The 20601-nt window shown below is 69.1% G+C and carries 19 protein-coding genes and 1 pseudogene; all 20 read left to right on the forward strand.

Annotation, left to right across the window (positions count from 1 at the left end):
* Window positions 1-90 precede the first annotated feature (90 nt).
* The 20 genes and pseudogenes from rpsD (at window position 91) to pyrF (ending at window position 20595) form a co-directional block, all read left to right on the forward strand.
* Window positions 91-720 (forward strand): 30S ribosomal protein S4, encoded by a 630-nt coding sequence (gene rpsD, locus ITJ57_RS10850; protein ID WP_056005806.1) that lies wholly within the window; start codon window positions 91-93, stop codon window positions 718-720.
* 159 nt (window positions 721-879) lie between these two features.
* Window positions 880-1113 carry a hypothetical protein gene (locus ITJ57_RS10855; protein ID WP_194670008.1) on the forward strand — a complete coding sequence of 78 codons (234 nt, stop codon included), beginning with the start codon at window positions 880-882 and terminating at the stop codon, window positions 1111-1113.
* Between the two features lie 68 nt (window positions 1114-1181).
* Window positions 1182-3836, forward strand: a complete 2655-nt coding sequence (gene alaS, locus ITJ57_RS10860; RefSeq protein WP_194670009.1) for an alanine--tRNA ligase — start codon at window positions 1182-1184, stop codon at window positions 3834-3836.
* Window position 3837: 1 nt separating this feature from the next.
* Entirely contained in the window at window positions 3838-4305 is a 468-nt protein-coding gene (gene ruvX / locus ITJ57_RS10865; RefSeq protein ID WP_194670390.1) for a Holliday junction resolvase RuvX, read from the forward strand.
* A gap of 13 nt (window positions 4306-4318) precedes the next feature.
* Window positions 4319-5950 (forward strand): endolytic transglycosylase MltG, encoded by a 1632-nt coding sequence (mltG, locus tag ITJ57_RS10870; protein WP_370582333.1) that lies wholly within the window; start codon window positions 4319-4321, stop codon window positions 5948-5950.
* A 17-nt stretch (window positions 5951-5967) separates the two neighbouring features.
* Complete coding sequence (locus ITJ57_RS10875; RefSeq protein ID WP_194670010.1) at window positions 5968-6879, forward strand: shikimate dehydrogenase; 912 nt, start codon at window positions 5968-5970, stop codon at window positions 6877-6879.
* Between the two features lie 76 nt (window positions 6880-6955).
* Window positions 6956-8170 (forward strand): chorismate synthase, encoded by a 1215-nt coding sequence (aroC, locus tag ITJ57_RS10880; protein ID WP_194670011.1) that lies wholly within the window; start codon window positions 6956-6958, stop codon window positions 8168-8170.
* The gene (locus ITJ57_RS10885; protein WP_194670012.1) at window positions 8163-8681 is read left to right on the forward strand and encodes a shikimate kinase; all 519 of its coding nucleotides are present in this window, start codon (window positions 8163-8165) and stop codon (window positions 8679-8681) included. Before aroC ends, ITJ57_RS10885 begins: the two co-directional genes overlap by 8 nt.
* Window positions 8678-9775 (forward strand): 3-dehydroquinate synthase, encoded by a 1098-nt coding sequence (aroB, locus tag ITJ57_RS10890; protein ID WP_194670013.1) that lies wholly within the window; start codon window positions 8678-8680, stop codon window positions 9773-9775. The genes ITJ57_RS10885 and aroB overlap by 4 nt, the downstream gene beginning before the upstream one ends.
* Window positions 9776-9827: 52 nt before the next feature.
* Window positions 9828-10271: a type II 3-dehydroquinate dehydratase gene (locus tag ITJ57_RS10895; RefSeq protein WP_194670014.1), complete on the forward strand. Its 444-nt coding sequence runs from the start codon at window positions 9828-9830 to the stop codon at window positions 10269-10271.
* 116 nt (window positions 10272-10387) lie between these two features.
* The gene (efp, locus tag ITJ57_RS10900; RefSeq protein ID WP_056005785.1) at window positions 10388-10951 is read left to right on the forward strand and encodes an elongation factor P; all 564 of its coding nucleotides are present in this window, start codon (window positions 10388-10390) and stop codon (window positions 10949-10951) included.
* Entirely contained in the window at window positions 10948-11364 is a 417-nt protein-coding gene (gene nusB / locus ITJ57_RS10905; protein WP_056005782.1) for a transcription antitermination factor NusB, read from the forward strand. Before efp ends, nusB begins: the two co-directional genes overlap by 4 nt.
* Window positions 11361-11777: a VOC family protein gene (locus tag ITJ57_RS10910; RefSeq protein ID WP_194670015.1), complete on the forward strand. Its 417-nt coding sequence runs from the start codon at window positions 11361-11363 to the stop codon at window positions 11775-11777. The genes nusB and ITJ57_RS10910 overlap by 4 nt, the downstream gene beginning before the upstream one ends.
* A gap of 68 nt (window positions 11778-11845) precedes the next feature.
* Window positions 11846-12391, forward strand: a pseudogene (gene pyrR, locus ITJ57_RS10915) (bifunctional pyr operon transcriptional regulator/uracil phosphoribosyltransferase PyrR); the annotation flags it as partial.
* Entirely contained in the window at window positions 12388-13347 is a 960-nt protein-coding gene (locus ITJ57_RS10920) for an aspartate carbamoyltransferase catalytic subunit (RefSeq protein ID WP_194670017.1), read from the forward strand. The pseudogene pyrR and the gene ITJ57_RS10920, both read left to right, overlap by 4 nt.
* Window positions 13340-14707, forward strand: coding sequence for a dihydroorotase (locus ITJ57_RS10925; protein WP_194670018.1), 1368 nt, complete (start codon window positions 13340-13342; stop codon window positions 14705-14707). The genes ITJ57_RS10920 and ITJ57_RS10925 overlap by 8 nt, the downstream gene beginning before the upstream one ends.
* Window positions 14707-15300, forward strand: a complete 594-nt coding sequence (locus tag ITJ57_RS10930) for a hypothetical protein (RefSeq protein ID WP_194670019.1) — start codon at window positions 14707-14709, stop codon at window positions 15298-15300. Before ITJ57_RS10925 ends, ITJ57_RS10930 begins: the two co-directional genes overlap by 1 nt.
* Window positions 15297-16463: a glutamine-hydrolyzing carbamoyl-phosphate synthase small subunit gene (gene carA / locus ITJ57_RS10935; protein WP_056005767.1), complete on the forward strand. Its 1167-nt coding sequence runs from the start codon at window positions 15297-15299 to the stop codon at window positions 16461-16463. Before ITJ57_RS10930 ends, carA begins: the two co-directional genes overlap by 4 nt.
* On the forward strand, window positions 16463-19753 hold the full coding sequence (gene carB, locus ITJ57_RS10940) for a carbamoyl-phosphate synthase large subunit (RefSeq protein ID WP_194670020.1): 3291 nt from the start codon (window positions 16463-16465) through the stop codon (window positions 19751-19753). Before carA ends, carB begins: the two co-directional genes overlap by 1 nt.
* The gene (pyrF, locus tag ITJ57_RS10945; RefSeq protein ID WP_194670021.1) at window positions 19750-20595 is read left to right on the forward strand and encodes an orotidine-5'-phosphate decarboxylase; all 846 of its coding nucleotides are present in this window, start codon (window positions 19750-19752) and stop codon (window positions 20593-20595) included. Before carB ends, pyrF begins: the two co-directional genes overlap by 4 nt.
* Window positions 20596-20601: the final 6 nt, after the last annotated feature.

The following is a 20601-nucleotide window of genomic DNA, read 5'->3' on the forward strand; positions in this document are numbered from 1 at the left end:
ACCCCTCTGACTTTGTCCGGTGTGATTCCGGATCACCGGCGCGTTCTCGCGTCGGTCATTCATCGTTTGAGACTTCATTGAAAGGAAACCGTGTCTACCAAGTCACGTACCCGCAGCAAGACCCGCCTCTCGCGGGCCCTCGGCATCGCCCTCACCCCGAAGGCTGCCAAGTACCTCGAGAAGCGTCCCTACGCTCCCGGTGAGCACGGCCGCACCAAGCGCAAGGCCGACAGCGACTACGCCGTCCGTCTGCGCGAGAAGCAGCGTCTGCGTGCCCAGTACGGCATCCGCGAGGCCCAGCTCAAGATCGCCTTCCAGGAGGCGCGTCGCACGCAGGGCCTGACCGGTGAGAACCTCGTCGAGATCCTCGAGACGCGTCTCGACGCGCTCGTCCTCCGCGCCGGTTTCGCCCGCACCACGGCCCAGGCCCGCCAGATGGTCGTGCACCGTCACATCATGGTCGACGGCCAGCTCGTCGACCGCCCGTCGTTCCGTGTGAAGCCGGGTCAGCTCATCCACGTCAAGCCGCGCTCCGAGGGCACCGAGCCCTTCCAGGTCGCTGCAGCCGGCGGCCACGTCGACGTCCTTCCGAAGGTGCCGTCGTACCTCTCGGTCGAGCTCGACAAGCTCCAGGCACGGCTCGAGCGTCGCCCCAAGCGCGCCGAGATCCCCGTGACCTGCGAGGTCCAGCTCGTCGTCGAGTACTACGCAGCCCGCTAGGACTGCTGCCCGGTCCCGGGCGAACCACGAAGAGGCATCGGCTCCGGCCGGTGCCTCTTCGTCGTTCACCGACGCCATCCGGTTCCAGGGCTCGACTACGATGGTTGCTTGGCACGCCCGAGCACACCCGGGCGATCGCACCGCAGATGAGGAGTCCCCATGAAGAACGTGTTCTGGCTGATCGTCGGTATCGGCGCCGGCTTCGTCGTCGCCCATGAGATCAACAAGACACAGTCCGGCAAGCGGTTCTTCTCCGAGCTCGACTCCCGCATCAGGGAGTTCACCGAAACCGTCGGCGACGCCTACAAGGAGCGCGAGGCGCAGTTGCGCGACTCGGCGGAGACCGTCGTCTCCCGCGTCGAGGACGCCGCCGAAGGCCTCACCAAGCCGTGACGGGCCGCCCACCCGGGCGCCGCCGCTACACGAACATCGACACGCACACCCCCTGACGTACGGACACCATGGACACCGCTGACATCCGCTCCCGCTGGCTCACCTTCTTCGGCGATCGGGGGCACACCGTCGTCCCCTCCGCCTCCCTCGTCAGTGACGACCCGTCGTTGCTCTTCACGGTCGCTGGCATGGTGCCCTTCGTGCCGTACCTCACCGGGGTCGTCCCCGCCCCGTTCGATCGTGCGACGAGCGTCCAGAAGTGCATCAGGACCAATGACATCGAAGAGGTCGGCAAGACGCCGCGTCACGGCACCTTCTTCCAGATGAACGGGAACTTCTCCTTCGGCGACTACTTCAAAGAGGGGGCGATCACCTACGCCTGGGAGCTCCTCACCGGCAGCGAGTCGAGTGGCGGCCTCGCCTTCGACGAGAAGGACCTCTGGGTCACCGTCTACAAGGACGACGACGAGGCGATCGACCTGTGGAAGCGGGTCGCCGGCCTGCCGGAGCACCGGATCCAGCGTCTCGACAAGGACACCAACTACTGGTCGACCGGCCAGCCCGGTCCCGCCGGACCCTGCTCGGAGATCTTCTTCGACCGAGGCCCGAAGTACGGCATCGACGGTGGTCCCGCCACGGACGACGACCGCTACGTGGAGATCTGGAACCTCGTCTTCATGCAGTACCTGATCGAGAACGTGCGCGGCAAGGTCGACTTCGACATCGTCGGCGAGCTCCCGAAGAAGAACATCGACACCGGGATGGGTCTCGAGCGCGTCGCCTTCCTCAAGCAGGGCGTCGAGAACATGTACGAGATCGACCAGGTCCGGCCCGTGCTCGACCGCGCGGCGGAGTTGAGCGGCCGTCGATACGGCGCGGATCACGACGACGACGTCCGCATGCGGGTCATCGCCGACCACGTGCGGTCCTCGCTCATGCTCATGAGCGACGGGATCACCCCGTCGAACGAGGGCCGTGGGTACATCCTGCGCCGTCTGATGCGTCGGACCGTCCGTGCCATGCGCCTCCTCGGTGTCGACACGGCCACCTTCCCCGAGCTCTTCTCCGCCTCTCGCGACGCCATGAAGGCGGCCTATCCCGAGGTGGAGACCGACTTCGGCCGGATCTCGCAGAGCGCCTACGCCGAAGAGGAGACCTTCCTCCGCACGCTGGCCAGTGGCACGACGATCCTCGACCTCGCCCTCGAGAAGACCAAGGAATCCGGTCGGCAGGCACTCGCCGGAGACTCGGCCTTCCTCCTGCACGACACCTACGGGTTCCCCATCGACCTGACGCTCGAGATCGCGGAGGAGGCGGGCCTCTCCGTCGACCGAGGCGCGTTCGACTCCCTCATGACGGCACAGCGCCAGCGGGCGAAGGCCGACGCGAAGGCGAAGAAGAGCGTCCTCGCCGATCTCTCCGTGTACAGCGACATCCGCGCCAAGGGCGAGACGGTGTTCACCGGGTACACCGAGCTCGAGACGGAGAGCCGCATCCTCGGGATCATCGTCGACGGACACCCCGTCCAGCGTGCGGTCGCCGGAGACATCGCCGAGGTGATCCTCGCGGAAACCTCCCTCTACGCCGAGTCCGGCGGTCAGGAGGCCGACCAGGGCGTCATCGTCGGTCCCGGGTTCGAGCTCGAGGTCCTCGACGTCCAGAAGCCGGTGAAGGGCCTCATCGCGCACAAGGTGCAGGTGAGCCAAGGCGAGGTCGGTCTCGACGCCCCGGCGACCACGGTCGTCGACGCGAGCTACCGGAGAGGGGCCCAGCAGGCGCACTCGGGGACGCACATCATCCACGCCGCCCTCCGGCAGGTCCTCGGTTCCAGCGCGCACCAGTCCGGCTCGTCGAACAAGGCAGGCTACCTGCGGCTCGACTTCACCTGGAACCAGCCGCTCTCTCCGGCGACGAAGACGGAGATCGAGGAGATCTCGAACAACGCGATTCGCGACAACCTCCAGGTGTCCACCCGCGAGATGGCGTTGGACGACGCCAAGGCGCTCGGTGCCATGGCGCTCTTCGGCGAGAAGTACGGCGAGACGGTCCGGGTCGTCGACATCGGTGGCCCCTGGTCTCGCGAACTGTGCGCGGGGACGCACGTCGACTCCAGCGCCGAGATCGGGCTCATCAGTTTGATCAGCGAGTCCTCGGTCGGTTCGACGAACCGTCGTGTCGAGTCCCTCGTCGGGCTGGAGGCCTTCCGTGACCTCACGGCTGAGCGGGCACTCGTGTCGCAGCTCTCCAGCAGCTTGAAGACCCCGAAGGAGCAGTTGCCCGAGCGCATCTCCGAGCTCGTAGCGAGCCTCAAGGCCGCCGAGAAGAAGATCGCGGCGTTCGAAGCCCGCGGCTTGAGTGAACGCCTCCCGGCGCTCGTGCAGACCGCGCACCAGGTCGGAGCGGTGTCGCTCGTGGCCGAGCACCTCGGCGAGCTCGGTTCTCCGAACGACGTCCGCACGCTGGTCACACAGCTGCGGGAACGCCTCGGTGCCGCGCCGGCGGTCGTCGCGCTCGGTGCCGTCGTCGCCGGGAAGCCTGCGATCGTCGTGGCGACGAACCAGGGCGCTCGCGACGCGGGCCTCAAGGCGGGCGCGCTCGTGCGGGTCGCCGCCGGCGTGCTCGGTGGCAACGGTGGCGGCAAGGACGACATGGCACAGGGTGGCGGCGTCGACGCCTCCGCGCTGGGCGACGCGCTCGCGGCCGTCGCCCGTGAGATCGGCTGACGTGGAGGCGTTCCGCCGGGGCGTACGCCTCGGCGTCGACGTCGGGAAGGCGCGGGTCGGGGTCGCGCGGAGCGACCCCGACGGCCTGCTCGCCACCCCGGTGGAGACGGTGCAGCGCGACCTCGGGGGTGACGCCGACATCAGGGCGATCGCCGCGATCGCGACGGACCTCGGCGCCGTCGAGCTGGTCGTCGGACTCCCCATCGCGTTGTCCGGCAAGGACACCGCGTCCACGCAGGACGCCAGGGAGTTCGCGGCGAGGCTGGTGGGGCTGACGGGTGTCCCAGGCCGACTGGTCGACGAGCGGTTGACGACGGTGACCGCGCACAGCGCCTTGCGCTCGGCTGGGAAACGACAGAAGCAGACGCGTTCGATTGTCGATCAAGTGGCGGCCGTCATACTCTTGCAGTACGCCCTCGACGCCGAACGCGGTTCGGGGCGTCCCCCCGGAACCCCCGTCGACCCGTGAACAGGACGTGCCTGTGTCGAATCTGACACCTCAGAACAGCCCAGAAGACGACCCGCTGGCGGACCTCTTCACGTCCGAGCGGAACGCCGCGGGCTCCGAGCCGCCGGTACCGATGTCCCGTCGGGAGGCCCGCCAGCGACGCGAAGCAGCCGCCGCCGCATCGACGCCGGCCGACCAGGGCGACCCCGCGGATGCTGCGGACCGTGAGACCGCGCAGGCATCCGGCGAAGCGACCCCGAGCGCCACCGCGTCGGAATCAGCCCCCTCGGACCCATCCGCATCGGTTCCGACCACCCCGCTCGGCCCGCTGCCGTCCGAGCCGTCCGATGCTTCGCCGGCCATCCCTGAGTCGCCCGAGCCGAGCGCACCAACCCCGGTGCCGGTCCATCCCGAGTCGTCCGAGGCCCGTTCGCTCGGCAAAGAGCCGTCGCCGAAGCCGGCCAGGACGACGACCATCCCGGCGTTCGAGGACCTGCTCCTCGAGGACGACTCCGCCGACGACGCCGGCGCGCAGCCGATCCACCGCGGACGACGCCGCGCTTTGGCGGGCGGCGAGCCACCGAAGCGGCGCCGCGGTCGTCGTGGACTCATCGCCCTCATCGTCTCGATCGTCGTCGTCGGCGGTCTCGTGGCCTGTGCCGCGGTCGTCTGGACGAGCTACGAGCCGCAGATCCGGAAGGTGCTCGGTTGGGAGGAGCCCAACGACTTCGAGGGCGCCGGGAGCGGTGAGGTCGTCGTGATGATCAACGAGGGCGACATCGGCGAGGACATCGCGACGAACCTGCACGACGCCGGCGTCACGAAGTCGTTCGACGCGTTCTACGACCTCCTCCTCGCGCAGCCGACCCAGCCGGAGTTCTTCCCCGGCGCGTACAAGCTGAAGCTCAAGATGAGTGCCGATTCCGCCCTCGCGGCGTTGACGGACGAGGCGAACCGCATGGAGGACACCTTCGTGATCCCCGAAGGCACGGCCGAGCAGGACGCCCTGCCGTCGATCGCCGAGGGCACCGGCATCCCGCTGGAGGAGCTGCAGGCCGCGGCTGCGGACGTCGCGTCGTTCGGTCTGCCCGCCGAGGCGACCTCCCTCGAGGGCTTCCTCTTCCCGGCCACGTACAGCCTCCCGGACGGCGGCGACGCGCACGCCGTCCTGCAGACCCTCGTGAACCGCTCCTTCCAGGCCCTCGACGACGCCGGCGTGAAGCCCGAGGACCGCTGGAAGACGATCGTCCTCGCCTCGCTCATCCAGAAGGAGGCCGGCCTCCGCGACGACTACTACAAGGTCTCGCGCGTCTTCCTCAACCGTCTCGACCCGTCCCAGTGGGAGAGCGGCCTCTTGCAGTCCGACGCGACGGTGGCCTACGGCACGGGGAACACGCACCGCGTCTCGACCACGGACGCCGAGCGCGAGGACGCCTCGAACCCATACAACACCTACGTCCACCCGGGGATGGTCGTGCGTCCGATCTCCAACCCGGGGGACCTGGCGATCGACGCCGCATTGCACCCGGCGGACGGGCCTTGGCTCTACTTCGTCACCTGGAACCTCGATTCCGGCGAGACCATCTTCTCCACCACCCAGGAGGAGCACGAGGCGGCGGTCGACAAGTGGTTGTCCTGGATGGACGAACACCCCGAGTACCAGTAGCGGCCGTGCAGGACACCATGCGTGGGACGGAAGCGACTGACGGGGGCGAGAGCCGATCGCACCTCGCCGTGCTCGGGTCTCCCATCGAGCACTCCAAGTCACCGGCGCTGCATGCAGCCGCCTACCGCGTGCTGGACCTCGACTGGAGCTACGGTCGGCACGAACTCGACGCCGCGCGGCTCGAAGGCTTCCTCGCGGACCTCGGCCCGGCCTGGCGTGGCCTCTCCCTGACCATGCCGTTGAAGCATCGCGCGCTCGAACTCGTCGACCACGCTGACCGTGCGGCTCACGAGACCGGAGCCGTCAACACCCTTCGCATCGGGTACACCGAGAACGGCTCACGGCGGGTGGAGGGATTCAACACCGACGTCGGCGGGATCGTGCGTGCGATCGGTGCGGCGGGTGTCGACACCGTCACCGCCGCGGTCGTGCTCGGCGGGGGAGCGACGGCGTCCTCCGCGGTCATGGCGGTGGCAGAGCTCGGCGCCCAGGAGGTGCACGTGGCACTTCGCACGCCGGCGCAGGCGCAGCCGCTCCAGACGCTGGCCGAGCACCTGGGGCTGCGATTCGGTTCGGGACCGATCGGCGGTCGGATGCCTGACGCACCACTCGTCATCAGCACGCTCCCTGGCGGTGCGCTCACCGAGCCAGGTCCGGTCCTGACGCTCGCGCCCGGCGGGCTCCTCCTCGACGTCGCGTACGATCCCTGGCCGAGCGCGCTCGCGACGGCCTGGTCGGCGGCCGGAGGGTCCGTACTCAGCGGGTTGTCGATGCTCGTCCATCAGGCGCTGCTGCAGGTGCGGATCTTCGTGGACGGCGACCCCTCGGTCCCGCTCGACGACGAACCGGCGGTCCTCAGCGCGATGCTCGCAGCCGTCGACCTGGACGCGGCGGGGACACCGGTCGCTGGGGCCCGCCCGTCGAGATGACCGATCGAATCACGATCGGCCGACGTCCAGCCTCCCGCGCACTGGTGGGTCCCAGCACTGTGGAAGGATAGGACCCATGCTTCGTTGGCTCACTGCCGGAGAGTCTCACGGCCCGGAACTCATCGCCGTCCTCGAGGGACTCCCGTCCGGCGTCCCCGTGTCCATGGACGGCATCCGTGCCGACCTCGCCCGCCGCAAGCTCGGGTACGGCCGCGGCTCCCGCATGAAGTTCGAGGCGGACGAGCTGCACCTCTCGGGTGGCGTCCGTCACGGCTTCTCGATGGGCAGCCCGGTCGCGATCCGCGTCGGCAACACCGAGTGGCCGAAGTGGGAAGAGGTGATGAGCCCCGAGCCGACCGAGGTCTCCGAGAAGTCCCGCGGTCGCAGCGCGGCGCTCACCCGTCCTCGCCCCGGTCACGCCGATCTCGCCGGCATGCAGAAGTACGGCTTCGACGAGGCCCGCCCCGTCCTCGAGCGCGCGAGCGCTCGGGAGACCGCAGCCCGTGTCGCCCTCGGTGCCGTCGCGCGATCCTTCCTCGCTGAGCTCGGGATCACGCTCGTCAGCCACACCCTGTCGATCGGCCCCGTCCGCGTTCCGGAAGACGCCCGGCTGCCGCTCCCGTCCGACGTCGACGCACTCGACACCGATCCGCTGCGCTGCTTCGATGCCGCCACGTCCGAGCGGATGGTCGCCGAGGTCGACGCGGCCAAGAAGGACGGCGACACCCTCGGCGGCATCGTCGAGGTCCTGGCCTACGGCCTCCCACCGGGGCTCGGCTCGTACGTCCACTGGGATCGGCGACTCGACGCCCGGCTCGCGGCCGCGCTCATGGGCATCCAAGCCATCAAGGGCGTCGAGGTCGGCGACGGCTTCCTCACCACGACACGCCGTGGCTCGGCAGCGCACGACGAACTGGTCCAGGAGGCCGACGGCATCGCCCGTCAGAGCGATCGCGCCGGCGGCACCGAGGGCGGCATGACGACGGGCACGGTCCTCCGCGTCCGCGCCGGCATGAAGCCCATCGCGACGGTCCCGCGCTCGCTCCGGACGGTCGACGTCGCGACGAGCGAGGCCGCGACCGCCCACCATCAGCGGTCCGACGTCTGTGCGGTGCCCGCCTCGGGCGTCGTGGCAGAGGCCATGGTCGCCCTCGTGCTCGCCGAGGCGGTGCTGGAGAAGTTCGGCGGCGACTCGGTCACCGAGACGAAGCGCAACCTCGACGGATACCTCGCGGCGATCCCGTCGAACCTGCGCACGCGAGGCGACCACGCCTCCGGCGCCGATGCCTGATCAGGCCGACGGGCTGCGGCTCCCGGTCGTCCTCATCGGACCGATGGGCTCGGGGAAGAGCCGAGTCGGCAAGCAGCTCGCGAAACGCCTCGGGCTCCCGTTCATCGACACCGACAACGTCGTCTCCGGCGAACACGGCCCGATCGCGCGGATCTTCGAGCAACATGGTGAAGCCCGCTTCCGCGCCCTCGAGCGGGAGGCGGTCGCGGCGGCACTCGGACAGCCGGCGATCGTGTCACTCGGCGGAGGAGCGGTGCTCGACGAGCACACGCAGAACGAACTCACCGACGCGCGGGTCGTGCTGCTGACCGTGACCGAGCAGGCCGTGCTGGCTCGGGCCAACCTCGACAAGCGTCCGCTCCTGCGCGACGATCCCGGAGCCTGGTCCCGTATCGCCGCAGCCCGACGCCCCCTCTACGAACGACTCGCGGATGTCACCTTCGACACCTCGCACCGACCCATCTCAGGCATCGTCGACGAGCTCGTCGCCTGGGTGAAGGAGCCTGCATGAGCATCGAACCGACCACCTCGTCCGAGCGGACCGTCATCGAGGTCACGGGCTCCGCGCCGTATTCGATCACGATCGGCCGGGGGCTCGAGGACACGATCGTCGACGCGCTCGGCACGGGCGTACAGCGCGTCCTCATCGTGCACCCGTCGACACTGGGGGAGAAGGCCTCGAAACTGCGCGAGTCCCTCAGCGACCGGTACCAGGTGCTCCTCGCCGAGGTGCCCGACGCCGAAGCGGGCAAGCGCGTCGAGGTCGCCGCGTTCTGTTGGGGCGTGCTCGGCCAGGCCGATTTCACGCGATCCGACGCGGTCATCGGCTTCGGCGGTGGCGCCGTCACCGACCTCGCCGGCTTCGTGGCGGCCACCTGGCTGCGCGGCGTGCGACTCGTGCAGCTCCCGACGACGGTCCTCGGCATGGTCGATGCGGCCGTCGGCGGGAAGACCGGCATCAACACGGCCGAGGGCAAGAACCTCGTCGGCGCGTTCTACGCACCCGCCGCCGTGGTCGCGGACCTCGACACCCTCGACACGCTGCCGAAGAACGAGATCCTCGCCGGCTTCGCGGAGGTCGCGAAGGCCGGGTTCATCCGTTACCCCGAGATCCTCGACCTCATCGAGGCGGACGTCGACGCGGCCACCGATCCGACGACCCCGGCCTTCCGCCGGTGCATCGAACTGGCGATCCGGATGAAGGCCGACGTCGTCAGCGAGGACTTCACCGAGCAGGGACTCCGCGAGATCCTGAACTACGGCCACACGCTGGGTCACGCGATCGAGCACGCCGAGCGCTACCAGTGGCGGCACGGTGCCGCCGTCGCGATCGGCATGATGTACGTCGCGGAGCTGTCCCGCCTCGCGGGTCGGCTGTCGGACGAGGTCGTCGACCGCCACCGCCGCGTCCTGGAGCTGCTCAGCCTGCCGATCTCCTATCCCGTCGGTCGCTGGAACACCCTCCTCGCCACCATGCAGCGCGACAAGAAGACCCGTGGATCGATGTTGCGGTTCATCGTGCTCGACGACTTGGCCAAGCCGACGGTCCTGCAGGGTCCCGAGACCTCGCTGCTGTTCGCCGCCTACCAGGAGATCGGCTCCTGATCGACACCCACGCGCGCCCCGAGCGCTCGTCCCGAACGGATACCCTCGACACATGACCACCGTGCTCGTCCTCAACGGACCGAATCTCGGACGCCTCGGCAGCCGCGAACCCGACGTCTACGGCTCGGCCGACCTCGACGCGCTGCGCACCGTGCTCGAGGGGGAGGCGGACTCCGGGACGCGGATCGACCTGCGCCAGACGGACGACGAGGGCGAACTCATCGGCTGGCTCCACGAGGCCGTTGATGCACGGACACCCGTGATCCTGAATCCGGCCGCGTTCACGCATTACAGCTACGGCCTCCGGGATGCCGCGGCCATGGTCACCAAAGCGGGCCTCATCCTCGTCGAGGTGCACCTGTCGAATCCGCACGCCCGGGAGGTCTTCCGGCACACGAGTGTCATCTCGGCGGTCGCGACCGGGGTGATCGCCGGATTCGGGTTCGACTCCTACCGTCTGGCCCTCGACCTCGTGGTGCGGCGCAGCGCCGCCTGACGACCGACACGGCCCGGAACGCCACGGCCGCGTTGGTCAGCGGTCCTCCCAGCGGTTACACTCGTTCGTTGGGTCGTATCCGGCCGCACACTTTCCACGAACGGACATTCTCGCGCATGGCTTCTACCGCTGACATCAAGAACGGCATCGTCCTGAACATCGACGGGCAGCTCTGGACGGTGATCGAGTTCCAGCACGTCAAGCCGGGCAAGGGTGGCGCGTTCGTCCGCACCAAGATGAAGAACATCATGACCGGCAAGGTCGTCGACAAGACGTACAACGCGGGCACGAAGATCGACGTCGAGAACGTCGACCGCCGCGATTTCACGTACCTGTACGCGGACGGCGACTCCTTCGTGTTCATGGACAAGAGCGACTACGACCAGATCACGATCCCCGCCGTCGTCGTCGGTGACACCAAGAACTTCCTCCTGGAGAACCAGGACGTCACGGTCGCCCTCAACAACGGCAACCCGCTGTACGTCGAGCTCCCCGCGTCGGTCATCCTCGAGGTCACCTACACGGAGCCCGGTCTCCAGGGCGACCGCTCGACCGGTGGCACGAAGCCGGCGACCGTCGAGACCGGCTACGAGATCCAGGTCCCGCTGTTCCTCGAGACCGGCACCAAGGTCAAGGTCGACACCCGCACGGGTGACTACCTCGGTCGCGTCAACGAGTGAGCGCTCGCACCAAGGCGCGGAAGCGCGCCCTCGATCTCCTGTACCAAGCCGACGTCCGTCAGCAGACCCTCGCCGAGGTCCTCTCGGCTGAGGCGGCACGTGCGGTCAGCGAACCCGACCGCCAGGCCTCCTGGCTGTACGCCCGTGAGATCGTCGACGGCGTCGGCGACCACGCCGAGGAGATCGACGAGCAGATCGAGACGTACGCCCAGGGCTGGACCCTCGCGCGGATGCCGACGGTCGACCGCGCCATCCTCCGGATCGCCATCTGGGAGATCCTGTTCAACGACGAGGTGCCGCACGGCGTCGCCATCGACGAAGCGGTCGAGGCGGCCAAGACGCTGTCGACCGACGACTCGGCGGGGTTCATCAACGGGCTCCTCGGCAAGATCTCGCAGATCAACCCGCGATGACCGTGGGCGACGAGACCAGCCGGGCTCTCCCGCTGAAGCGCGTGCACCACATCGCGATCATCGCAAGCGACTACGAGCGGTCGAAGCGCTTCTACACCTCCGTGCTCGGCTGCGAGCTGATCACCGAGGTGTACCGCGCGGAGCGTGACTCCTGGATGGGCGACCTCGCCCTGAACGGCGAATACCTCATCGAGCTGTTCTCCTTCCCGGATCCGCCGGCGCGCGCATCAGGGCCGGAAGCGCTCGGCCTGCGGCACCTCGCGTTCGCGGTCGACGACGTCGACGCCGGCCGTGCCCGTCTGGTCGAGCTGGGTGTCCGCGTCGAAGAGGTCCGGATCGATCCGCACACCTCGCGGAAGATGCTGTTCTTCTTCGACCCCGACGGTCTCCCGTTGGAGCTCTACGAGGCCTGATCCGGCTGCTAGGCTCGGGTGTTGACCAAGACAACCTTTAAGACCGTCCAGAGAGGCGGAGAAGGGAGTCGGCGATGAGCGCACGTACCGTGCTGCACGAAGCTGACATCACGCGGGCGTTGACTCGGATCTCCCACGAGATCCTCGAGTCCAACCGCGGAGCGGACGACCTCGTCATCCTCGGCATCCCCACCCGCGGGGTCATCCTCGCAAAGCGGATCGCCGCCTCGATCTCCGCCATCTCCGGCGCGACCATCCGCTCCGGTGCCCTCGACGTCACGATGTACCGCGACGATCTGGCGAAGCACCCGACCCGTGCACCGCAGCCGACGACGCTCCCACCGGAGGGCATCGACGGCCGCACGGTCGTCCTCGTCGACGATGTCCTGTACTCGGGACGCACGATCCGCGCCGCCCTCGACGCCCTCACGGACCTCGGCCGCCCGCGCGTCGTGCGGCTCGCCGCCCTCGTCGACCGCGGCCACCGCGAACTCCCGATCCGACCCGACTTCGTGGGCAAGAACCTGCCGTCCTCACAGGCGGAGCGCATCTACGTCAGGCTCGCCGAGTTCGACGGGGTCGACGCGGTCACGATCGAGGGGAGCGGCGAGTGAGGCACCTGCTGTCGACGAAGACGCTGACGCGCGACGAGGCGATCGAGATCCTCGACGTCGCCGAGGACATGGCCGACACGCAGTCGCGCGAGGTCAGGAAGCTTCCGACGCTCCGAGGCAAGACGGTCGTGAACCTGTTCTTCGAGGACTCGACCCGCACCAGGATCTCCTTCGAGGCTGCGGCGAAGCGGTTGTCGGCCGATGTGATCACCTTCAGCGCCAAGGGGTCGAGCGTCTCGAAGGGCGAGAGCCTCAAGGACACCGCGCAGACGCTCGCCGCCATGCACGCCGACGCCGTCGTGATCCGGCACTCCGCCTCAGGGGCTCCGCAGACGCTCGCGGACAGCGGGTGGATCGACGCCGGCATCCTCAACGCGGGTGACGGCACGCACGAGCACCCGACGCAGGCCCTCCTCGACGCGTTCACGATGCGTAAGCGCATCCACGGTGGCGGGTCACGCGGACGGGCGCTCGACGGCGTCGCGGTGACGATCGTCGGTGACATCCTCCACTCGCGCGTCGCCCGCTCGAACGTCTGGTTGCTGGACACCCTCGGCGCCGAGGTCACCCTCGTCGCCCCGCCGACGCTGCTCCCGGTGGACCTCGGCCCCTGGCCGGCGACCGTCCGCTACGACCTGGACGACGCCATCGCCCAGCGCCCCGACGTCCTGATGATGCTCCGGATCCAGTCCGAACGCATGCAGGCCGCCTTTTTCCCGAACAGCCGGGAGTATTCCAGGCGCTGGGGGCTCGACGATGAACGGCTCGCGCGCCTCGACCCGGCTAGCATTGTCATGCACCCCGGACCGATGAACCGCGGACTGGAGATCTCGTCCGGGGCAGCTGACTCGCCCCGGTCCACCGTCCTCGAACAGGTCGCCAACGGGGTGTCGGTCCGGATGGCCGCGCTGTACCTGCTGCTGTCCGGCGATCGAGAGGAATCCACCCGTGTCTGAGCCCGTATCGAACTCTGACGTCACGCTGATCTCCGGAGCGACGCTCGCCGACGGGTCACGCACCGACCTCCTCCTGCGCGAAGGACGGATCGCCGAGCTCGGCTCCGGCCTGAGTGCCGCGGGTGCCACCGTCGTCGATGCGGACGGCCTGCTGGCGCTGCCCGGGCTCGTCGACCTCCACACGCATCTCCGCGAGCCCGGCTTCGAGCAGAGCGAGACGGTGCTCACCGGCACTCGTGCCGCGGCGGCCGGCGGCTTCACTGCGGTGTTCGCGATGGCCAACACCTCGCCGGTGGCCGACACCGCCGGCGTCGTCGAGCAGGAACGGTCGCTCGGTGAACTCGCAGGCTACGCCACGGTGCAGCCGATCGGTGCCGTGACGGTCGGACTCGCGGGGGAGCGGCTCGCCGAACTCGGTGCGATGGCCTCCTCGCGCGCCAAGGTGCGGGTCTTCTCGGACGACGGCCTCTGCGTCTCCGATCCGCTGCTCATGCGCCGCGCGCTGGAGTACGTGAAGGCCTTCGACGGCGTCATCGCGCAGCACGCGCAGGAACCGCGGCTCACGGTGGGCGCACAGATGAACGAGGGCGCCCTCTCCGGCGAGCTCGGCCTCACGGGCTGGCCCGCGGTCGCCGAGGAGTCGATCATCGCGCGGGACGTGCTCCTCGCCGAGCACGTCGGTTCCCGCCTGCACATCTGTCACGTCTCGACGGCCGGTTCCGTCGACGTCATCCGGTGGGCCAAGGCCCGCGGGATCCCCGTCACCGCCGAGGTCACGCCGCACCACCTGCTGCTCACCGAGCAGTCCGTGGCGAGCTACGACGCCCGGTACAAGGTGAACCCGCCGCTGCGCCGCGCCGAGGACGTCCAGGCACTGCGCGAGGCCCTCGCGGACGGCACGATCGACATCGTCGCGACGGACCACGCACCCCACCCGGTCGAGGCGAAGGACTGCGAGTGGGACGCCGCGGCGAACGGCATGGTGGGCCTCGAGTCCGCCCTGTCCGTCGTGCACACGTCGATGGTGGCGACCGGGCTGCTCGACTGGAACGACGTCGCCCGGGTGCTGTCGGCGACGCCGGCGAGGATCGGACGGATCACCGGTCAGGGCTCTCCGATCGAGGTGGGCGCTCCCGCGGAACTCGTGCTGTACGACACCGCCGCCACCCGGCCGTTCGGCACCGTCGACCTGGCCGGCAAGGGCGTGAACTCGCCCTACCTCGGCTTGGAGCTGCCCGGCCGGGTCATCGCCACCTTCCACCGGGGCTACGCGACCGTGCTGGACGGCGCCGTGCTGCCGTCGGAGCGGGTCGCGGCCGCCGCACGACGCGCCGCGCGCTCCGCCGAGGTCGAGCACTGATGGACGGGCGCATCCTCGCCGGTATCCTCGTCGCCGTGTTCCTCCTCGGCGTCCTCGCGCTCATGGCGCTCGCCTGGCGACGCCGGGTCTCGCGCGACGCCCTGATCGGACCGCTTCCCGAGCTCCCCGAGCCCCGTCCGGTCCCGTCCCTGACGGTCGAGGTGCTCTACGTCGCGACCTCGAAACACGATCAGCCGCTCGAGCGTCTGGCCCTCGAAGGCCTGCGCTACCGCTCGCGGGTGACGCTCGAGCTCGGAGCCGCCGGTGTCGTCGTCGACGTCCCGAGGGAGCGCCCGACGTTCATCCCGGCGACTCGCATCGTCGGGATCGACCAGACCAACCTCACGATCGACCGGGTCGTCGAGCCGGGCGGGCTCCTCCGTCTGAGCTGGCACCCCGTCCCGTCCGTGATCGCCGACAGCACCTTCCGCGTCCTCGAGCAGGCCGACCGCGCCCGCATCATCGACGCCGTCACGAGCATCATCCCCGCCGCGGACGCCGGACTCCGGCCGACCGGCACCCCAGACACCGTCGTCGAGGCCTCCTCGACCGACGACCGCACCCCACCGCCTCACGAGAGGGCTCGACCATGACCTCCTTCACCCCACCCAGTCCAGCGGTACTCGTCCTCGAGGACGGCAACCGGTACGTCGGGCACGCCTACGGTGCGACCGGCCGCACCCTCGGCGAGGTCGTCTTCGCGACCGGCATGACCGGCTACCAGGAGACGCTGACCGACCCGTCCTACGCCGGCCAGATCGTCCTCATGACGGCGCCGCACATCGGCAACACCGGCGTCAACCGTGAGGACATGGAGTCCGCCCGCGTCTGGGTCGCCGGGTACGTGGTGCGCGACGCCTCGCGCGTCGTCTCCAACTTCCGTGCCGACCGCTCGCTCGACGACGAACTCGTCCAGGACGGCGTCGTGGGCATCAGCGGCATCGACACGCGCGCGGTGACCCGCCACATCCGTTCCGCCGGCTCCATGCGCGGCGGCGTGTTCTCCGGCGAGGACTTCGAGCTCTCCGGCGCCGAGCAGCTCAGTCTCGTCCGCGCCGGCGCGCAGATGGCCGGTCTCAACCTGTCCGGTCAGGTCTCCACCACCGAGCAGTACACCGTCGAGGCGGTGGGCGAGCGCGTCGGTTCCGTCGCGGTCCTCGACCTCGGCGTCAAGACCTCGACGCTCAACCACCTCGCCGCCCGCGGCTTCGACGTCGTGGTGCTGCCGCAGTCGGTGACCTCGGCCGAGGTCCTCGCACTCGAGCCCTCCGCCCTGTTCTTCTCGAACGGCCCCGGCGACCCCGCTGCCAGCGACGCGCACGTCGCGCTGCTGCAGGACGTGCTCCGGGCCGGCGTGCCGTACTTCGGGATCTGCTTCGGCAACCAGCTGCTGGGCCGCGCGCTCGGCTTCGACACCTACAAGCTGCCCTTCGGGCACCGCGGGATCAACCAGCCGGTCCTCGACAAGGCGACCGGTCGGGTGGAGATCACCTCCCAGAACCACGGGTTCGCGGTCGACCTGCCCATCGAGGGCCGTCACGAGACGCCTGCCGGGTTCGGCCTCGCCGAGGTCAGCCACTACAGCCTGAACGACGAGGTCGTCGAAGGCATCAACTGCATCGACATCCCCGCCTTCTCGGTCCAGTACCACCCGGAGTCCGCCTCCGGTCCGCACGACGCGGTCTACCTGTTCGACCGGTTCCGCGACCTTGTGACCGGCCACGCCACCACTTCCAGCACCAAGGAGAACAACTAGTGCCCAAGCGCGACGACATCAACAGCGTCCTCGTCATCGGCTCCGGGCCGATCGTCATCGGGCAGGCCGCGGAGTTCGACTACTCGGGCACCCAGGCCTGTCGGGTGCTGCGCGAGGAGGGCGTCCGCGTCATCCTCGTCAACTCGAACCCGGCGACGATCATGACCGACCCCGACTTCGCCGACGCGACCTACGTCGAGCCGATCACGTGGCAGGTCATCGAGACGATCATCGCGAAGGAGAAGCCCGACGCCATCCTCCCGACGCTCGGCGGCCAGACGGCCCTCAACGCGGCGATCCAGCTCCACGAGCACGGGATCCTCGAGAAGTACGACGTCGAGCTCATCGGCGCGAACTTCGAGGCGATCAACAAGGGCGAGGACCGCCAGATCTTCAAGCAGCTCGTCCTCGACGCCGGCGCCGACGTGGCCCGCTCGTACATCGCCCACACGGTCGAGGAGGCCGTCGGCTACGCCGAGGACCTCGGCTACCCGCTCGTCGTCCGTCCCTCGTTCACCATGGGCGGTCTCGGCTCCGGCTTCGCGTACACCGAGGCGGAGCTCCGGCGGATCGTCGGCGACGGCCTGCACCAGAGCCCGACCACCGAGGTGCTCCTCGAGGAGTCGATCCTCGGTTGGAAGGAGTACGAGCTCGAACTCATGCGCGACACGGCCGACAACACCGTCGTCGTCTGCTCGATCGAGAACGTCGACCCCGTCGGGGTCCACACGGGAGACTCGATCACGGTGGCTCCCGCCCTGACGCTCACCGACCGTGAGTACCAGAAGCTCCGCGACATCGGCATCGACATCATCCGCGCCGTCGGTGTCGACACCGGTGGTTGCAACATCCAGTTCGCGGTCGACCCGGCCGACGGCCGCATCATCGTCATCGAGATGAACCCCCGCGTCTCCCGCTCGAGCGCCCTCGCCTCGAAGGCGACCGGCTTCCCGATCGCGAAGATCGCGGCGAAGCTGGCCATCGGCTACCGTCTCGACGAGATCCCGAACGACATCACCAAGGTCACCCCGGCGAGCTTCGAGCCCACGCTCGACTACGTGGTCGTCAAGGTCCCGCGCTTCGCGTTCGAGAAGTTCCCGGCCGCGGACCCGACGCTGACCACGACCATGAAGTCGGTGGGCGAGGCGATGGCGATCGGCCGCAACTACGCCACGGCCCTCCAGAAGGCGCTCCGCTCGCTCGAGAAGCGCGGCTCCAGCTTCCACTGGGGCGAGGAGCCCCGCAGCGCCGACGAGCTGCTCGAGATCTCGAAGACGCCGACCGACGGCCGCATCGTCGTGGTCCAGCAGGCGCTCCGGATGGGTGCGACCGCCGAGCAGGTCTTCGAGGCGACCAAGATCGACCCCTGGTTCATCGACCAGATCGTCCTCATCAACGACGTCGCCGAGTGGATCGCCGCAGCCGAACGCCTCGACACCGAGGTGCTCCGGACCGCCAAGAACCACGGCTTCTCCGACGCGCAGATCGGTCAGCTGCGCGGTTTCGGCGAGCAGGAGGTCAGAGAGGTCCGGCACATCCTCGGCGTGCGTCCCGTGTACAAGACGGTCGACACCTGCGCCGGGGAGTTCCCCGCCCTCACGCCGTACCACTACTCCAGCTACGACACGGAGACCGAGGTGGTCGCGAGCGACCGTCGCAAGGTGGTCATCCTCGGCTCCGGTCCCAACCGGATCGGTCAGGGCATCGAGTTCGACTACTCCTGTGTGCACGCCTCGTTCGCGCTGCAGGCCGCCGGCTTCGAGACCATCATGATCAACTGCAACCCCGAGACGGTCTCCACGGACTACGACACGAGCGACCGCCTGTACTTCGAGCCGCTCACGCTCGAAGACGTGCTCGAGGTCATCCACGCGGAGAGCGAGTCCGGCGAGCTCGTCGGGGTCGTCGTCCAGCTGGGCGGTCAGACGGCCCTCGGCCTCGCGAAGGGGCTTGAAGCCGCCGGCGTCCCGATCCTCGGCACCACGCCGACCGCCATCGACCTCGCCGAGGAGCGCGGACAGTTCCAGCAGATCCTCGACGCCGCCGGGCTCGTCGCACCGAAGAACGGCACCGCCGTCGAGATCGAGGGCGCCCTTCGGGTCGCCGAGGAGATCGGCTACCCGGTCCTCGTGCGTCCGAGCTTCGTCCTCGGCGGTCGCGGCATGGAGATCATCTACGACAGCGCTTCGCTGAAGGACTACTTCGTGCGCATCGAGGACCAGGGCATCGTGGGCCCGGCGCAGCCGCTGCTCGTCGACCACTTCCTCGACGACGCGATCGAGATCGACGTGGACGCCCTGTTCGACGGTGAGGAACTCTACATCGGCGGTGTGATGGAGCACATCGAGGAGGCCGGGATCCACTCGGGCGACTCCAGCTGCACCCTGCCTCCGGTCTCCCTCGGCCGTGCCGAGATCGACCGGGTCCGCACCGCCACGCTCGCGATCGCCCAGGGGATCGGTGTCCGCGGCCTGCTCAACGTGCAGTTCGCCATCGGCGCCGGCATCCTCTACGTGATCGAGGCCAACCCGCGGGCCTCCCGCACCGTGCCGTTCGTCTCGAAGGCGCTCGGCATCCCGCTGGCGAAGGCCGCATCCCTCATCATGACCGGAGCGACGGTCGCCGAACTCAAGGACTCGGGACTCCTGCCCCCGGTCGACGGGTCGCGCGTGCCGATCGACTCACCGGTGTCCGTGAAGGAGGCCGTGCTGCCCTTCAAGCGGTTCCGCACGAAGGACGGCCAGATCGTCGATAGTGTGCTCGGGCCGGAGATGCGCTCCACCGGCGAGGTGATGGGCATCGACAAGGACTTCCCGCGCGCGTTCGCGAAGAGCCAGGAGGCGGCGTACGGCGGCCTGCCCTCGAGCGGCACGGTGTTCGTCTCGGTCTCCGACCGCGACAAGCGCTCGATCATCCTCCCGGTGCTCCGCCTCCAGCAGCTCGGCTTCGACATCCTCGCGACCGACGGCACGGCGGAGGTCCTGAACCGGAACGGCATCAGCGCGCGCACGGTCCGCAAGTACAGCGAGACGACCGCGGCGGGGGAGGACGACTCGATCGTCGACCTCATCAACCGTGACGAGGTCGACATGGTCATCAACACGCCGAGTGGCCGGTCCGCCCGCGCGGACGGCTACGAGATCCGCGCGGCCGCGGTCGCTGCGGACAAGCCGCTCTTCACGACGATCGCGCAGTTGACGGCCGCGGTCGGCTCCTTCGAGGCACTCGGCGGGGGCTTCGAGGTCCGTTCCCTCCAGGAGTACGCGCTCGATCGGGCTGCACGCTCGTGACGGCTTCCTTCGGAACCCGGCTGGACGAGGTCTTCGTCCGGTCGGGTCGGCTCTGCGTCGGCATCGATCCGCACCGCTTCCTGCTCAAGGCGTGGGGTCTGCCCGACACCGCAGCCGGCGCCGGGGCCTTCGGGCTGGCCGTCGTCGAGGCGACCGCGGGCCGGGCCGGCATCGTCAAGCCGCAGGTGGCGTTCTTCGAACGGTTCGGGTCGGCGGGCTACGTCGCACTGGAGGGTGTCCTCGCCGCGGCACGCGACGCCGGACTCCTCGTGATCGGCGATGCGAAGCGCGGTGAGATCGGCACGAGCATGGAGGGGTATGCCGAGGCCTGGCTGACGCCGGGGTCCCCGCTCGAAGTCGACGCCCTCACCGTGAACCCGTACCTGGGTTTCGGCTCGCTCCAGCCGGCGCTCGAGCTCGCCGAACACGAGGGCAAGGGACTGTTCGTGCTCACGGCGACCTCGAATCCCGAAGGACACGACGTCCAGCTCGCCGAGGACGGTACCGGTACGACCGTCGCAGCGTTGATCCTCGAGGAGATCGACCATTGGAACCGGCGGCACCACCCCGGTTCGACCGGGTCGATCGGTGCCGTCATCGGTGCGACGCTCCACCCCGAGGAGTTCGGCCTGACCGAGGTGCCGCTCTCATCGGTCGTCCCGATCCTCGCACCCGGCTTCGGCCATCAGGGTGCAGCGGTCGCCGACCTCGAGTCCATCTACGGCGACCTCGCTCCAGGCGTCATCGTCTCCGAGTCCCGCAGCATCCTCGCTGCCGGACCCTCGGGGATCGCGGACGCCGTCGAGCGCTCCGCCGCAGCCGTGAGGAGCGCCCGTGGTTGACCAGGA

The sequence above is a fragment of the Plantibacter sp. VKM Ac-2880 genome (assembly GCF_015351235.1).
In the GTDB taxonomy this organism is placed as follows: Bacteria; Actinomycetota; Actinomycetes; order Actinomycetales; family Microbacteriaceae; genus Plantibacter.

What these genes read in the sequence shown, in the direction of transcription:
- ITJ57_RS10855 (WP_194670008.1), top strand. Translation starts at nt 880, where the DNA reads ATGAAGAACGTGTTCTGGCTGATCGTCGGTATCGGCGCCGGCTTCGTC.
- alaS (WP_194670009.1), top strand. Translation starts at nt 1,182, where the DNA reads ATGGACACCGCTGACATCCGCTCCCGCTGGCTCACCTTCTTCGGCGAT.
- ITJ57_RS10875 (WP_194670010.1), top strand. Translation starts at nt 5,968, where the DNA reads ATGCGTGGGACGGAAGCGACTGACGGGGGCGAGAGCCGATCGCACCTC.
- aroC (WP_194670011.1), top strand. Translation starts at nt 6,956, where the DNA reads ATGCTTCGTTGGCTCACTGCCGGAGAGTCTCACGGCCCGGAACTCATC.
- ITJ57_RS10885 (WP_194670012.1), top strand. Translation starts at nt 8,163, where the DNA reads ATGCCTGATCAGGCCGACGGGCTGCGGCTCCCGGTCGTCCTCATCGGA.
- aroB (WP_194670013.1), top strand. Translation starts at nt 8,678, where the DNA reads ATGAGCATCGAACCGACCACCTCGTCCGAGCGGACCGTCATCGAGGTC.
- ITJ57_RS10895 (WP_194670014.1), top strand. Translation starts at nt 9,828, where the DNA reads ATGACCACCGTGCTCGTCCTCAACGGACCGAATCTCGGACGCCTCGGC.
- efp (WP_056005785.1), top strand. Translation starts at nt 10,388, where the DNA reads ATGGCTTCTACCGCTGACATCAAGAACGGCATCGTCCTGAACATCGAC.
- ITJ57_RS10910 (WP_194670015.1), top strand. Translation starts at nt 11,361, where the DNA reads ATGACCGTGGGCGACGAGACCAGCCGGGCTCTCCCGCTGAAGCGCGTG.
- ITJ57_RS10930 (WP_194670019.1), top strand. Translation starts at nt 14,707, where the DNA reads ATGGACGGGCGCATCCTCGCCGGTATCCTCGTCGCCGTGTTCCTCCTC.
- carA (WP_056005767.1), top strand. Translation starts at nt 15,297, where the DNA reads ATGACCTCCTTCACCCCACCCAGTCCAGCGGTACTCGTCCTCGAGGAC.